The organism is Zooshikella ganghwensis (assembly GCF_018263875.1).
GTDB lineage: Bacteria > Pseudomonadota > Gammaproteobacteria > Pseudomonadales > Zooshikellaceae > Zooshikella > Zooshikella ganghwensis.
The window spans coordinates 148,608-162,634 of record NZ_JAEVHG010000003.1; the positions used below are offsets into that span (position 1 = coordinate 148,608).

A 14,027-nucleotide genomic window follows, 5' to 3' on the forward strand; every position below is an offset into this window, starting at 1 on the left:
TCAAACTCTTTAAGTGTAAGATCGCGTTAAGGTCATTGATTTGAAAGGCTCAAAAACAGTTAAAAAGCGTAACAGAAAAACTCCGACGACCCCAAGTACACCCCCACGAGCACGCCAGCATATTGGCATGCGCCTTCGTGAAGGTTTGCTGATAGCGTTAATTGCTAGCTGTATTTATCTAATACTGGCACTCTTTTCATATAGCCCAGCAGATCCAGGTTGGTCCCATACCGGGCAGACCAATGGTGCTGTCCATAACTTAGTTGGACGCAGTGGAGCTTGGGTAGCCGACCTTTTACTTTGGTTTATTGGCTACTTTGCCTTCCTGTTTCCCTTTTTTATTGGGTTTATGGCCATTCAGTTATTACGCAAACGTCACGACCCATTGCAGTTCAGACTGCCGATTTGGGCGCTACGGCTGACCGGCTTAGGGATCAGTATTATTTGTGGAGCAGGCTTAGCAACCTTGCACTTTACTGAGTATGCGGCAGAAATGCCGGCCACTGCGGGTGGCATTCTAGGTAACTTGCTGATTGCTGAAACCATGCCCTTGTTCAATACCATTGGCTCAACCCTCTTACTGCTCTCGCTTTTCCTATTTGGGTTCACCATTGCCACAGACCTATCCTGGTTTCTCTTTATGGACCTTCTGGGCAAAGTGACCTTGGACTTTTTTGGTGCGCTAGCCCATGTTGGCCGCCTAATGATTAGTCAATGGCAACGTTATTGGGAGGGAAGGGCACAAAGACAAGCTGCAACCGCATCCCAGCCGCGTCGCAAAAAAGCGAGCCAAAAGCGGCAGGACCCATTACTGCTCTCAGCACCAGAGGCTGACTTAGTGTACCAGGCTTCAACCCAAACCCTGGCTGCTGAGGAACCCACTACTGAGTTAGCGGTATCCAGCCCACCCAAGATTTCTCAACCCAAACAGCGCCGACAAGTCCGTTACCAAGGGAAAAGTGACGGTTCGCTCCCTGAAGTTTCCTTGTTAAATGAGCCTGATAAATCAGTAGAACGAGGCTTTTCACCTGAAACACTAGAACTGCTTTCTCGCTTACTGGAAGACCGCCTAAAAGACTTTGGCGTTATTGCAGAGGTCGTTGCTGTTCACCCAGGTCCCGTCATTACTCGCTTTGAAATTCAACCCGCCCCAGGAGTTAAAGTCAGCAAAATTTCCAACCTGGCAAAAGATTTAGCCCGCTCCCTAGCGGTTATCAGTGTCCGTGTCGTGGAGGTCATACCAGGCAAGTCGGTGGTGGGTATTGAGATTCCCAATGAAGATCGTGAAGTTGTGTACTTCAGTGAAGTCATTAACTCTGAAGCCTATGCTGATGCCAAATCACCGCTTAGTCTGGCACTGGGCCATGATATCGCAGGTCTGCCGGTAGTCGTTGACCTTGCCAAAATGCCTCACCTGCTCGTGGCAGGTACAACAGGCTCAGGTAAATCGGTCGGGGTTAACAGTATGTTGCTCAGTATGCTGTTTAAAGCCAGCCCGGAAGAAGTTCGCCTCATTATGGTTGACCCTAAAATGCTTGAGTTATCAGTGTATGAGGGTATACCACACTTACTGGCTCCTGTGGTGACTGACATGAAAGAGGCCGCCAACGCCTTACGCTGGTGTGTGGCCGAAATGGAGCGCCGCTATAAGCTTATGGCGGCCATGGGGGTTCGCAACATTGCAGGCTTCAACCGCAAGATTAAAGAAGCTAAGGCCAAAGACGAGCCTTTACTTGACCCCTTTCATGAAAATATTGAAGGTGAAGAACCTCAAGTCTTAGAGACTTTGCCCTTTATTGTCATCGTTATTGATGAATTTGCTGACATGATGATGATAGTAGGCAAAAAGGTCGAAGAGCTGATTGCTCGACTGGCACAGAAAGCCAGGGCTGCGGGAATTCATATGATTTTGGCAACTCAGCGACCCTCAGTGGATGTGATAACGGGCTTAATTAAAGCAAATATACCGACTCGTATTAGCTTTCAGGTCTCATCTAAGGTCGATTCCCGCACCATTCTGGATCAGGGTGGAGCAGAGCAGCTACTTGGGCAAGGCGATATGTTATATCTCCCACCCGGAACCGCAGTCCCTATACGGGTGCATGGTGCGTTTGTCGCCGATGATGAGGTCCACCAGGTGGTGAATGACTGGCTGCAAAGAGCTGAGCCAGATTATCTCGAGGATATTCTAAGTGGTGCGGTTGATGATAGCGGAACAGGCAGTGCCTTCAGTGCTGGCCTGGATAGCGACTCAGAACAAGACCCGCTTTATGATGAAGCAGTGGCGTTTGTCACAGAATCACGCCGCGCTTCAATTTCAGCTGTACAACGGAAACTTAAAATCGGTTATAACCGAGCAGCTCGAATAATTGAATCAATGGAAACAGCAGGTGTGGTTAGCCCCATGGGTAGCAATGGCTCGCGAGAAGTGCTGGTCGCGGCACCACCTCAACCATAATTTGCATTGACATTAAAAAGGGTTAAACATGTTGCGTAAACTTTCTCTTGCTTTGGTGTTAACCGGTTTACCCATGGCACTATTTGCCGATGCCGAAGCAGCCAAAGCATTAAATGGCTTACTGGCTAAAGCCAATACAGTCACCGCAAAATTTCAACAAACAACACAAAATGATGCCGAGTCTCGTTCCAGAGAGTCTAATGGCACTTTATCTGTGCAGCGTCCAAACCTATTTCGCTGGGAAGTAACCGGTCCTTTTCCACAGTTGGTCATCTCCAATGGCAAAAAGGTATGGGTTTATGATCCAGACCTGGAGCAAGTTACGATCCAAAAGTTAGATAAGCAGCTCAGCGCCACACCAGCCTTACTATTAAGCGGTGATGTAAAAAAACTCAAAGAAAATTTTGATATTTCTCAAACCAGTAAATCAGGAGACAAGCCCAGCTTTTTACTCAAACCCAAAGCTGAAGACAGCGCTTTCGAGTCTTTGCAAATCAGCTTTAAGGGTGAGCAGATTACTGGCATGATGCTGAAAGATACCCTAGGCTCAGTGACGAATATTGCCTTTTCCAATGTAAAAAACAATGTTGCCGTTGAGCCAGGCCAGTTCAAATTGGATATCCCTGAAGGGGTCGACGTTATTGAGCGTTAGATGACTTTATCACTTTTTTCTGAAGAAACACCCTATCAACCTCTGGCGGCGCGTATGCGCCCCCAGCAACTCAGCGAATACCTCGGCCAAGACCATCTGCTAGCACCTGGTAAACCACTGTATGATGCCATCAGCCAGGGGGCTATCCACTCTATGATTTTCTGGGGACCTCCAGGTGTTGGCAAAACCACTCTTGCCAAACTGATTGCCCATCATGCCCATGCTGATTTTTTAACACTGTCTGCTGTCCTATCAGGGGTAAAGGAAATTCGTGCAGCTATCGATAAAGCCCTGATATCACGCCAGCAGCAACGAAAAACCATTCTCTTTGTTGATGAAGTGCATCGATTCAACAAAGCACAACAAGATGCTTTTTTACCTTATGTCGAAGATGGCACGCTGATTTTCATTGGTGCGACCACTGAAAACCCGTCTTTTGAGTTAAATAATGCTCTGTTATCAAGAGCAAGAGTTTATGTATTACAAGCACTTAGTGATGATAGCTTAAGTAAACTCATAACAAATGCACTAACAGATAAGGAACATGGACTTGGTCAACAGCAACTGCACATTACAGATGAGGCAGGTAACCTGTTACGTCAAGCCGCTGATGGCGATGCCCGCCGGCTGCTAAATTTACTTGAAATAGCTGCAGATTTGGTGGCACCCCAGCAGACCCTTACTGCAGACATTATCAAACCCGTGCTAAGCCAAAGCCTGCGCCGATTTGATAAAGGGGGAGAGGCCTTTTACGACCAGATCTCTGCTTTACATAAGTCAGTTCGTGGCTCAGATCCTGATGCAGCACTCTATTGGCTCGCCCGGATGCTAGACGGCGGCTGTGATCCTCTGTATATTGCGCGCCGAGTTGTGCGTATGGCCAGTGAGGACATTGGCAATGCTGACCCTAGAGCGCTAGAGGTTAGCTTAAATGCTTGGCAGGTCCAGGAGCGTCTAGGCAGTCCAGAAGGGGAGCTAGCGATTGCACAAGCAGTTGTTTATTGTGCTTGTGCTGCAAAAAGCAATGCAGTCTATAAGGCATTTAAAGCAGCTATGGCAGATGTAAAACAAAGCCCTTCTCATGAAGTACCCCTTCATTTACGCAATGCCCCAACTCAACTAATGAAGTCATTGGCTTATGGCGATAGCTATCGGTATGCTCACGATGAGCCTGACGCTTTTGCTGCTGGGGAGTGTTACTTTCCAGAGGAAATTAAGCAGCGCCATTATTACCAGCCTGTGCCTCGTGGTTTAGAGCAAAAGATTAATGACAAGCTAAAACACCTAGCCATGTTAAATGCAAACAGTGACCACAAGCGCTATCAGGATTAATTCATGCAACAATTATTAATTATTGGCCTTGGTGGCGCACTTGGCGCTATGGCTCGTTATTCAGTGTACTTTATTTATGCGACAACTGGCGGTAAGCTATTTCCGTTACCCACACTTGTGGTCAATGTTGTGGGTTCATTCCTAATTGGCATTGCTTATTACGCTATTGTCGAACGCTTGCAGTTGCAGACTGTTTGGCGTAATGGATTAATTGTAGGCTTTTTAGGTGCGTTCACGACTTTTTCAACTTACTCGCTGGATGCATTACGTATTCTGCAAAATGGTGAGCTATCAATCGCACTAGGTTACCTGCTGCTCAGTGTTGTATTGTGTTTAATCGCAACCTGGCTTGGTTTCTGGATTGTTGAACGCTTCCTTGTGTAAGATTGAACTTTAGTAAATACAATAAATTGCGCGAGCTTTTTCAATAAGGTTATAAACGCTCATGTTAGACCCAAAACTAGTACGAACCAACCCTGAAGAACTAGCAGAAAAACTCAAAATTCGTGGCTTTGAGCTTGATGTGTCCAGTATCCATTCACTGGAAAGTCGTCGTAAATCGATTCAGGTCCGTACTCAACAATTACAAAATGAGCGTAAAGTTGAATCAAAAAAGTTCGGCGAACTAAAGAAACGTGGCGAAGACGTTACTCCGTTAAAGGCCAAAATGGATCAATTGAGCCAAGAGGTTAAAGCCGCTGAAACTGAGCTTGCTGAAGTCCAGGAAGAGTTTAATAAGCTGTTACTCCAAATCCCCAATATTCCTGATGAATCTGTGCCTGTCGGTGAGACCGAAGACGATAACCAGGAAATACGTCGCTGGGGTGAGCCTAAGACTTTTTCATTTACAGCAAAAGATCACGTTGATCTTGGTGCACAACATCAGCGTATGGACTTTGAACGTGCCGCCAAAATCACTGGCTCACGTTTTATTACCATGAAAGGCCCTATCGCCAGACTCCATCGTGCTTTAGCACAGTTTATGCTGGATACCCATACCCAGGAGCATGGCTATCAGGAAATCTATGTACCTTACATGGTTAATGCAGAAAGTCTGCTTGGTACTGGTCAGCTGCCTAAGTTTGAAGAAGACTTATTTAAAGTGGACCGTGGTGATGACTCTCTGCAGCCTTACTACCTCATTCCCACCTCTGAAGTACCTGTAACCAATATAGTTCGGGATGAAATCGTGGCTGCCGATCAGCTTCCATTAAAGTTTGTCTGTCATACCCCATGCTTCCGCAGTGAGGCAGGTAGTGCTGGACGCGATACCCGTGGCATGATCCGCCAACACCAGTTTGACAAAGTTGAGCTTTTGCAAATTGTTAAAGCCGAAGAGTCTGATGATGCTTTGGAAACACTGACCAGTCATGCGGAAAAAATTCTGCAACTGCTGAACTTACCTTACCGGGTCATGGTGCTGTGTGGTGGCGATATGGGCTTTTCTGCGGCAAAAACCTATGACATCGAAGTGTGGCTACCAGGCCAGCAACGCTACCGGGAGATTTCATCTTGCAGTAATACTCGGGACTATCAGGCACGTCGTATGCAGGCCCGCTGGCGCAATCCTGAATCCAATAAGCCTGAACTGCTGAATACACTCAATGGCTCTGGTCTAGCAGTAGGCCGTACCCTGATTGCAGTCATGGAAAACTATCAGGATGAAGCGGGACGTATTCATATCCCTGAAGTGCTCCAACCTTATATGGGTGGATTGACGGTGATTGAATAACGAAAGCTGCCATTTTTTAAAATTAACTCACAGGGCAAGGTGATGCAGTACTTACCACTTTTTCATCAGTTACAGGATCAACCTTGCCTGATTGTGGGTGGTGGCGATGTCGCCACCCGCAAAGCCCGCTTGCTGCTGCAAGCCGGTACTCAACTCACCGTTATCGCGCCAGATTGCACCACTGAGCTTCAAGATTTGCTCAATCAGTATCAAGGTACTCACCTTGCTCGCTGCTTTTTACCTGATGATATTGGCGAATTTCGTCTTGTAATTGCCTGTACCAATGACACAGCAACGAATGAGCACATCTCACAATTAGCGCAACAAAGAAACATACCAGTTAATGTGGTTGATTCACCTTCGTTATCAACCGTTATTTTTCCCGCAATTATTGACCGATCGCCACTGGTCATCGCTCTCACCAGTGGCGGAAAAGCCCCAGTCCTCGCCAGGTTGTTGCGGGGCAAACTGGAAACCCTAATTCCTGCAGCCTACGGCAAACTGGCAGCCCTTGCTGGGCGATTTCGCCCTCAAGTTAAAGCAGCCTTGCCGACTGTACGCCAACGCCGTATTTTCTGGGAACAGTTCTTTTCAAGTAATACTGCTGAATTAATCTTAGCCGGTAAGATTCAAGAAGCAGAAACTCAACTACAGCAACAGCTCGAAGGAACTCACCCAGCTCATTTCACACTAGGTGAAGTGTATTTAGTGGGTGGCGGTCCAGGTGATCCAGACTTACTAACCTTTAGGGCTCTGCGCTTAATGCAGCAAGCCGACGTGGTACTTTATGATAGGTTAGTGGCACCGGCTATTCTTGAGCTAACCCGCCGTGATGCAGAACGTATTTATGTGGGTAAAGCCCGCTCTAACCATGCCTTGCCACAAACACAGATTAATGAACTACTGGTTTCATTAGCAAAAGAAGGCAAGCGTGTACTTCGTCTTAAGGGCGGAGATCCATTTATATTTGGCCGGGGAGGGGAGGAAATCGACCGACTCGCAGAAGAAGGTATTCCATTCCAAGTGGTACCTGGCATTACCGCAGCATCAGGCTGTGCCTGTTATGCTGGAATTCCTTTAACGCATCGGGATTATGCACAGTCTGTGCGTTTTATTACCGGCCATCGCAAACATGACAAGCTAGACTTAGATTGGCCTAGCTTATGTGTTACCAATGAAACATTAGTATTTTATATGGGATTAATGGGGCTACCAGAAATTTGTCAGCAGCTGATTCAACATGGTCGCTCATCTCAAACACCCATTGCCCTTGTGCAACAAGGTACAACTGAAAAGCAACAGGTCTTTACCGGAACACTGTCCAGCATGCCTGACCTTATCCAGCAGCACACCATTAAGCCACCCACGCTTATCATTGTTGGCGAGGTAGTCCAGCTCCACAACAAACTACGCTGGTATCAACCACAGCCAACGATATCGCCTCAATAAAAAATACGCCAGAACAGGTATGTTTGGCTTCCATCAAAAATAAAGCATGTCCTATAAACAGTTATCAGGACGCGGCAAACCAGCTATTTTTGCCATTAGTTTTGCTGGGCTTTCAGGAAATAATCTCATTAAATAAATTGAGTTACCTTTTTCTTGTCCCAGTTGCTGACCAATATATTTGACCAAAGGTCGCATAGCTGGTGACAGTTGAAACTGTTGATAAAAATTACGTATACACTCAATCAGTTGCCAATGTTTGTCGGTAAGTTCAAGACCTTCTTTTGCTGCAAGTGCTGCTGCTACTTCAGGGCTCCAGTCTTGAAGATCCACCAGATAACCTTCTTTGTCCAGGCTAATTGTTCGCTCGCCCATTACTAACTGTTGCATACATCAATACCAACTTTGAGTCGCATCAAACACCGTACATAACCGCACAAACTCACTATCATTAACCAGCAGAGTATTAGGTAATAAGCGCTGAGTTATACCACGAGCTATTGCATCAACTTCCAAAACATATAAACGCTTTTGCGCTGCCAGCAAAGCGAGTTGATCTGCTTTTAAACCCTCATTAATGGCATTTAATACGCCATTTTCAATCAATAATAACGCACTATCTGCTTGCATGGTTGCCAAACATTGCTCAAGGGCTGGATGAGAGGCAGCAGATTTATTTACTGTGTGTAGTATCGTCATAATTAAAAATTAATAATAATATCGTGGGAGGCAATTAAACTGCCTAACTCATTCAATGCAGTCACTTTTGTTGCCAGCACAAAATCCTGAACTGTCAGATTGTTGCTTTTCATTGCTGAAGCATCAGTGTAAACCTGCTTAATCCCATATAATTCTAAAGCCCCAAAACTGGCACTATTATTTTTTTGATTGATCACTTCTGGCTGTTGGCCTTTCACCAGCTGCCAAATGCCATCCCCCATAAAAAATAAACTTACGGACTGTTCAAAGGTTGCTGCTACCAAGGCTAAATCTAAAGCTTCTTTACCTGCAAGCGACTGGTAAGGGGGGCGGGTAATCACCACAGCCATTTTTTTTGCAGCCTTACCTGTTTTGTTCTCAGCATCTTCAACCATATGGATACTCCTTATTCACCAAAAGTGATCATACGATCACTTTGCAAGCAAGCATCAACCCACTGCCCTAAACCTGATAGCTCCGCATGACTCATCATATTATTGGTATCCAGTTGATAGCGTTGTTGTTCTTGCTCATCAATAATACCGCGCCGCAGTGCTGCAGCAATACAAACAACCGTATCCAGCTGATACTCCGTTATTAAGTCTTGCCAGGCCTTGGACAAATGATACTCATCTTGAGGGGGGACCATAATTCGACTAGCCGTATAAACTCCTTCACCATAAAAGAAAATCCGGTAAATTTGGTGCCCATCGGCCAATAATGCTTTAGCAAAGCGAAGCCCAGTACTTGGTGCAGCAGAATGGTTAGGCGCACCAAGAATGGTTAATGAAAAAATCATGGCTGATTTCCTTAAACCACCATTAATAAAAAAACCCTGCAAAAGCAGGGTTTATTAATAAAGCTAGTATTAACTAATTATTGGTTACCAGAAATTAGTCATCACCACTTAGTGCCATAAAGATATGCAGTAAAGATATAAACAAGTTATATATTGATGCATACAGCGTGATTGTGGCTAAGATATAGTTAGTTTCACCACCATTAATAATCTGGCCAGTTTGAAACAAAATTAAAGCACTGGCAAACAGCATAAATCCACAGGAAATAGCTAGGCTAAAGCCACCAATATCAAAAATCAGCGACATCACAACAGCAACCATTAATACAATAGCCCCTGCAGTGATAAAGCCTCTTAAGAAAGAGAAGTCTTTTTTCGTCATCAACGCATAGCCAGAAAGACCTAAAAAGATAGCAGCAGTGCCACCTAGTGCATTGACGACGATTGATGTGCCGCCAGCTGTCTGTAAAAACATGCCTATGATAGGACCAATCGCGTATCCTACAAATCCTGTAAATGCAAATACGGCAGCCAGACCCCAGACACTTCGGCTCAGCATTTGTGCCAAAAAGGATAATCCAATAAAGCCACCTAAAAAGACCCAAGGGTTAATCGGTGCAGAAAAACGGAACACATACGCCATCAACGCAGAAAAGCCTAGTGATAGGCTCAATAAAATATAGGTATTTTTTAATACCTTGTTAGTTTCAAGTATTGAGCGCTCACGCTCTATGGTATGGGTAGTTGCAGTCGCCGCTGTCACTTTATTCTCGAACACGTCTAAACCCTCGCTTGATGATATTTTGTGCAATTGAGAATCTTTTAAATGATCATACCTTGTACTTCATATAAATCAAGAAATTAGACTGTTGACTCTCCAAAAAAATTCAGTAAGATACGCCTCGTGTTTCGGGGGCTGCCAACCAAGCAAATTGGCAACCGGTGAGATTTAGCAAGCTTATCTGTATAAGCTTAGCAACATTAGATATACGATGTATTAAGTAAAGCTAACACATCAAAATATTAAAAGTTGCAATGTTATATCAAGCCGCTATAATCCAACCCGAAATTCAATTCCGGAGAGGTGGCTGAGCGGTTGAAAGCACCGGTCTTGAAAACCGGCGAGGGCTAATACCCCTCCCAGGGTTCGAATCCCTGCCTCTCCGCCATATAAAGTATAAAAAAAGCCGTCTACTTGTAGACGGCTTTTTTTATTGTCTAGCAAGACGGGTAACACCGTTAACCTAATCAAAAAGCATTACTCTGCAGCATCTGGCACTGGTCAGTGCCTTAGTAATCAGAGTACCATAGGGGTTTAACTAGCGTTCTCATACGAAACAATACATAACATGAATTAGCAGAATATGATCAAGCTATTAAGATGGAGAAATAACAGTACCCACCCAAAATAGTGGCTAATACATGATGTTTGAAAGGTATACATCTCTACCACTCAATATGAATCAACAATTTAATAACTCAGTCATACATTTCGTTTTCCCTGATGCTTGCTTGCAATGACTATTTATTCTGGGTTGCTACAGGATTGATCTGCTTAGGTTGCTAGCTCATGATCCAAACATTTCTCAAACAACAAGACTTCCATCATGCATTTTCCAATGCCACGCTTGGCCGCGGTAAGCACTGCTTTAAAGCAGGACAGGTGCTCAGTGTTCGTATTGATCAAGTTAAGTCTAACGTCGTATCACTGATCAGTCATATTGACAACCATGAAGCATCACCACACGAACAACACATAATCATACGTCGTGAAACCGGTCATTCCTCTATTAATGGAGACTGCACATGTAATACTGGCTTCAACTGCAAGCATGTTGTAGCCGCCTTATTACACTTTATTGAGTATCAACAGCAACCTTTACTGCAACAGCTTAAGCAGGATCAAACGTCTGCTGGTAAACAGCCTTCAGTTCCAGAAAACCAGTGGGCCGTCTGGTACCAGCAATACCAACGACGTAAAAAAACCACACCTGAAACATATAAAACGATAGAGTTACCTGCTGCTTCAGATATTCCTCGTCAACCAACTGTCCTGTATTTATTGCAACCTTTGACCAGCGCGGCAAGCACTGAACTTTTTTTCTCGATAGGTCTTTACCAGCAAGGTTTGAACGGTTGGCAACTTATCAAACCTTTGACCGGAAATGTAACAGCCCATCCAGCTTTAACACGAGAAGATCAGGTTATTATTGGTGCTTTAAAGCCCATCTCCGATATGTTTGCGTTTGATAAGCGTCTGCAACCAACAATTAATAGTGAACTACTCAAACGCTTAATCACAACAGGTCGAGCCTATTTAGTACAAACGGAAGGTCATAAACTTTTCTTGGATAAATCTCGACATGCCAGTTTACGCTGGGCTGAAGTCAAAGGGCACTATAAGCTTGAAACAGTGCTGCAAAACACCTCAAAAAGCTGGATATCCCTCGCTACAACGCCCACTTTTTATATTGATGAAACTTCTGGTGCTTGCGGTATTATTGAGCAACCACTCGATAGTGGTTTATTTGATGCGCTTCGCTATATGCCTGGCATAAGTACTTCGCAGTTTGATGAACTCAGCGGTTTTATTCAGCAAGAAAAGCTGTCTAAGGTACTGCCATTACCTTCGCCTGAAACCACAAATACCCCCATAGCATCCCCCAAGCCTAAACTGCTTATCCAGTGGATTGAAAACCACTATGCGGTTAATGCTATGTTTGTCTATGGCCAGCAACATTTTCTTGCAGGCGATACCACAGCAGATACGTACCATACTTTCAGTGTTGAACAGGGCCATTCCGTTACCCTAAAGCGAGATATAGCCCAAGAAGAAGCATTAACTGATGAGCTGCTAAACGTACTGGCTGCATTTATTGAGCATTGCCAATTGACCACAGATGTTAGCCTACCTTTTGCTTTACCTGACGCAAAAGCTGATCCCATCAGTAACTACCAATTTTTTAGTCAACAGCTCAGTCAGCTGACACAAAAGGGCTGGACTGTTGATATCAAAGACAGCGGTGAGAAGCTGTTTATAGAGCCAGAGCAATGGTCTATTGCTTTACAACCAGAAACACAAAGCCAAGTATTAATTAATCTCACTGTTAATATTGATGGTGAAGACATCCCACTTTTACCACTGCTCATTGATTGGTTGAAGCGAACAACTCTCCAACCGGATGACCCACTACCTGATCCAGTGGTATTACTACACCCTAACGGCAAGCGTTGGATTACGCTACCCGCTGAAGATATTGCCCCTATTATTGGAATTTTGGTTGAACTCTACGATCGCCCAGCGTTAAAACAAAAACCTGGCTTATCATTGCCCAAAGCCGTTCTAGGTAGAATCCATCAACTGACAGAACAGCTGCATAATATCCACCGTCAGGGAGATAAGGCGCTTTTTGGACTAGGTAAACAGCTCAGTCATGACTTGATGGAAGTGGTTATCCCACCCAAAGGGCTAAAAGCACAGCTTCGAGACTACCAGCATCAAGGCTTAAACTGGCTGCAGTTTTTACGAAAGTCACATTTGGGAGGCATTCTAGCCGATGACATGGGGCTGGGAAAAACCTTGCAAACCCTTGCCCATATTCTTTATGAAAAAGAACAGGGGAGATTGCGACAACCTGCCCTCATTGTTGCACCCACCAGCTTGTTGGAAAACTGGCAAAAAGAAGCCAATCACTTTACACCACAACTGACAACGTTAATTTGGCATGGTACCGACCGCATGAAGCTTTGGTCACAAGTGGCCGGTAACGCCATTGATATGCTGATTACCAGCTATGGCACCTTACAGCGAGATGCTGCCCACCTTGCAAGCCGACCTTTTTATTTAATGGTGCTTGATGAGGCCCAGTCCATAAAAAATGCCCGCTCCAAAGCGGCAACAGCTGTACGTCTAATTGATGCACAACATCGCTTGTGCTTAACAGGTACACCTGTCGAAAATCACCTTGAAGAGCTTTGGGCTTTGTTTGACTTCCTTACGCCAGGGCTGTTAGGCAACAAACAACAGTTCCGCCGGCTTTACCGGAAACCCATTGAGCAGCAGGAAAACAGCCAAAGTCAGGCTGAGCTGACTCAACGCATACGGCCTTTCTTACTACGCCGCACCAAAGCCCAAGTAGCAAAAGAACTACCAGCAAAAACAGAAATGACCAAACTGGTTTGTCTGACAGGTAAACAGCGAAAACTGTATGCTACCTTACGTGAAATCATGGCGGATAAAGTCTCTAGCCTGATTGCAGAAAAGGGCTTAAAGCGCAGTCAAATTGAAATTCTTGATATTCTTTTGAAGCTACGTCAGGTCTGCTGCGATCCTCAACTGGTTAAGCTCCCTGAAGCGCAACAAGTCACCCAGTCTGCTAAGCGTGAAATGCTTATCGATATGCTAGAACAGTTGGTCGCTGAAGACCGGAAAATTCTGGTTTTTTCTCAATTCACCAGCATGTTGCAATTAATCGAAAAAGAGTTAAATGCCAAACAGCTGTCCTATGTAAAGCTCACGGGTCAAACGCGTAATCGACAAGCAGTGATTGAAGAGTTTCAGCAAGGAGAAATCCCTATCTTCTTACTAAGCCTGAAAGCTGGAGGTGTGGGCTTGAACCTGACAGCGGCTGATACCGTCATTCACTATGATCCTTGGTGGAATCCAGCTGTTCAGCAGCAGGCCACAGACCGAGCCTATCGTATCGGGCAGGATAAGCCAGTGTTTGTTTACCGATTGGTTACCCAACATAGCATTGAAGAACAAATGCTCATGCTACAGGCTAAAAAACAACAACTGGCGGATGCACTTTACAATGAGGCGCCTACGGTCAAAACGTCACTCACTGACGAAGATTTGGCGTTACTATTACAGCCATTTGATCATCATGAGTAACGGGGTAACAGGCAT

Annotated in this window: 12 protein-coding genes and 1 tRNA gene; 8 read left to right on the top strand and 5 right to left on the bottom strand. The window is 45.0% G+C overall.

Translation table 11 applies throughout. The features are described 5' to 3' along the window. The first annotated feature begins 127 nt into the window (after nucleotides 1-127). From KHS79_RS06675 to cysG, 6 genes are all read left to right on the top strand, one after another. On the top strand, nucleotides 128-2,458 hold the full coding sequence (locus tag KHS79_RS06675; protein ID WP_212718117.1) for a DNA translocase FtsK: 2,331 nt from the start codon (nucleotides 128-130) through the stop codon (nucleotides 2,456-2,458). A 28-nt stretch (nucleotides 2,459-2,486) separates the two neighbouring features. Further along, on the top strand, nucleotides 2,487-3,110 hold the full coding sequence (gene lolA, locus KHS79_RS06680; protein WP_027706823.1) for an outer membrane lipoprotein chaperone LolA: 624 nt from the start codon (nucleotides 2,487-2,489) through the stop codon (nucleotides 3,108-3,110). Next, nucleotides 3,111-4,442: a replication-associated recombination protein A gene (locus tag KHS79_RS06685; RefSeq protein WP_027706822.1), complete on the top strand. Its 1,332-nt coding sequence runs from the start codon at nucleotides 3,111-3,113 to the stop codon at nucleotides 4,440-4,442. It abuts the gene before it with no gap. 3 nt (nucleotides 4,443-4,445) lie between these two features. After that, nucleotides 4,446-4,826 carry a fluoride efflux transporter CrcB gene (crcB, locus tag KHS79_RS06690; protein ID WP_212717753.1) on the top strand — a complete coding sequence of 127 codons (381 nt, stop codon included), beginning with the start codon at nucleotides 4,446-4,448 and terminating at the stop codon, nucleotides 4,824-4,826. Between the two features lie 61 nt (nucleotides 4,827-4,887). Further along, nucleotides 4,888-6,174, top strand: coding sequence for a serine--tRNA ligase (gene serS / locus KHS79_RS06695; protein ID WP_212717755.1), 1,287 nt, complete (start codon nucleotides 4,888-4,890; stop codon nucleotides 6,172-6,174). A 42-nt stretch (nucleotides 6,175-6,216) separates the two neighbouring features. Next, nucleotides 6,217-7,623 carry a siroheme synthase CysG gene (cysG, locus tag KHS79_RS06700; protein ID WP_212717756.1) on the top strand — a complete coding sequence of 469 codons (1,407 nt, stop codon included), beginning with the start codon at nucleotides 6,217-6,219 and terminating at the stop codon, nucleotides 7,621-7,623. 51 nt (nucleotides 7,624-7,674) lie between these two features. Here the strand turns inward: cysG and KHS79_RS06705 are convergent, their stop codons facing one another. The 5 genes from KHS79_RS06705 to KHS79_RS06725 form a co-directional block, all read right to left on the bottom strand. Continuing rightward, nucleotides 7,675-8,010: a TusE/DsrC/DsvC family sulfur relay protein gene (locus KHS79_RS06705; protein WP_027706818.1), complete on the bottom strand. Its 336-nt coding sequence runs from the start codon at nucleotides 8,008-8,010 to the stop codon at nucleotides 7,675-7,677. A 3-nt stretch (nucleotides 8,011-8,013) separates the two neighbouring features. Continuing rightward, the gene (tusB, locus tag KHS79_RS06710) at nucleotides 8,014-8,319 is read right to left on the bottom strand and encodes a sulfurtransferase complex subunit TusB (RefSeq protein ID WP_212717757.1); all 306 of its coding nucleotides are present in this window, start codon (nucleotides 8,317-8,319) and stop codon (nucleotides 8,014-8,016) included. A 2-nt stretch (nucleotides 8,320-8,321) separates the two neighbouring features. Beyond that, the gene (tusC, locus tag KHS79_RS06715) at nucleotides 8,322-8,714 is read right to left on the bottom strand and encodes a sulfurtransferase complex subunit TusC (protein ID WP_212717760.1); all 393 of its coding nucleotides are present in this window, start codon (nucleotides 8,712-8,714) and stop codon (nucleotides 8,322-8,324) included. Between the two features lie 11 nt (nucleotides 8,715-8,725). Continuing rightward, nucleotides 8,726-9,118: a sulfurtransferase complex subunit TusD gene (gene tusD / locus KHS79_RS06720; RefSeq protein ID WP_212717763.1), complete on the bottom strand. Its 393-nt coding sequence runs from the start codon at nucleotides 9,116-9,118 to the stop codon at nucleotides 8,726-8,728. A 94-nt stretch (nucleotides 9,119-9,212) separates the two neighbouring features. Continuing rightward, on the bottom strand, nucleotides 9,213-9,896 hold the full coding sequence (locus KHS79_RS06725; RefSeq protein ID WP_230400358.1) for a Bax inhibitor-1/YccA family protein: 684 nt from the start codon (nucleotides 9,894-9,896) through the stop codon (nucleotides 9,213-9,215). Nucleotides 9,897-10,196: 300 nt separating this feature from the next. On the opposite strand from KHS79_RS06725, the gene KHS79_RS06730 reads away from it, so the two are divergent. Both KHS79_RS06730 and KHS79_RS06735 read left to right on the top strand, forming a co-directional pair. Beyond that, a tRNA-Ser gene (locus KHS79_RS06730) sits at nucleotides 10,197-10,287 on the top strand. A gap of 401 nt (nucleotides 10,288-10,688) precedes the next feature. Continuing rightward, nucleotides 10,689-14,012 carry a DEAD/DEAH box helicase gene (locus tag KHS79_RS06735; RefSeq protein WP_212717765.1) on the top strand — a complete coding sequence of 1,108 codons (3,324 nt, stop codon included), beginning with the start codon at nucleotides 10,689-10,691 and terminating at the stop codon, nucleotides 14,010-14,012. The last annotated feature ends 15 nt before the right edge of the window (nucleotides 14,013-14,027 follow it).

Excerpts from the sequence above, each read along its gene's own strand:
- KHS79_RS06675 (WP_212718117.1), top strand. The coding sequence starts at position 128 with ATGCGCCTTCGTGAAGGTTTGCTGATAGCGTTAATTGCTAGCTGTATT.
- lolA (WP_027706823.1), top strand. The coding sequence starts at position 2,487 with ATGTTGCGTAAACTTTCTCTTGCTTTGGTGTTAACCGGTTTACCCATG.
- KHS79_RS06685 (WP_027706822.1), top strand. The coding sequence starts at position 3,111 with ATGACTTTATCACTTTTTTCTGAAGAAACACCCTATCAACCTCTGGCG.
- crcB (WP_212717753.1), top strand. The coding sequence starts at position 4,446 with ATGCAACAATTATTAATTATTGGCCTTGGTGGCGCACTTGGCGCTATG.
- serS (WP_212717755.1), top strand. The coding sequence starts at position 4,888 with ATGTTAGACCCAAAACTAGTACGAACCAACCCTGAAGAACTAGCAGAA.
- cysG (WP_212717756.1), top strand. The coding sequence starts at position 6,217 with ATGCAGTACTTACCACTTTTTCATCAGTTACAGGATCAACCTTGCCTG.
- KHS79_RS06705 (WP_027706818.1), bottom strand. The coding sequence starts at position 8,010 with ATGCAACAGTTAGTAATGGGCGAGCGAACAATTAGCCTGGACAAAGAA.
- tusB (WP_212717757.1), bottom strand. The coding sequence starts at position 8,319 with ATGACGATACTACACACAGTAAATAAATCTGCTGCCTCTCATCCAGCC.
- tusC (WP_212717760.1), bottom strand. The coding sequence starts at position 8,714 with ATGGTTGAAGATGCTGAGAACAAAACAGGTAAGGCTGCAAAAAAAATG.
- tusD (WP_212717763.1), bottom strand. The coding sequence starts at position 9,118 with ATGATTTTTTCATTAACCATTCTTGGTGCGCCTAACCATTCTGCTGCA.
- KHS79_RS06735 (WP_212717765.1), top strand. The coding sequence starts at position 10,689 with ATGATCCAAACATTTCTCAAACAACAAGACTTCCATCATGCATTTTCC.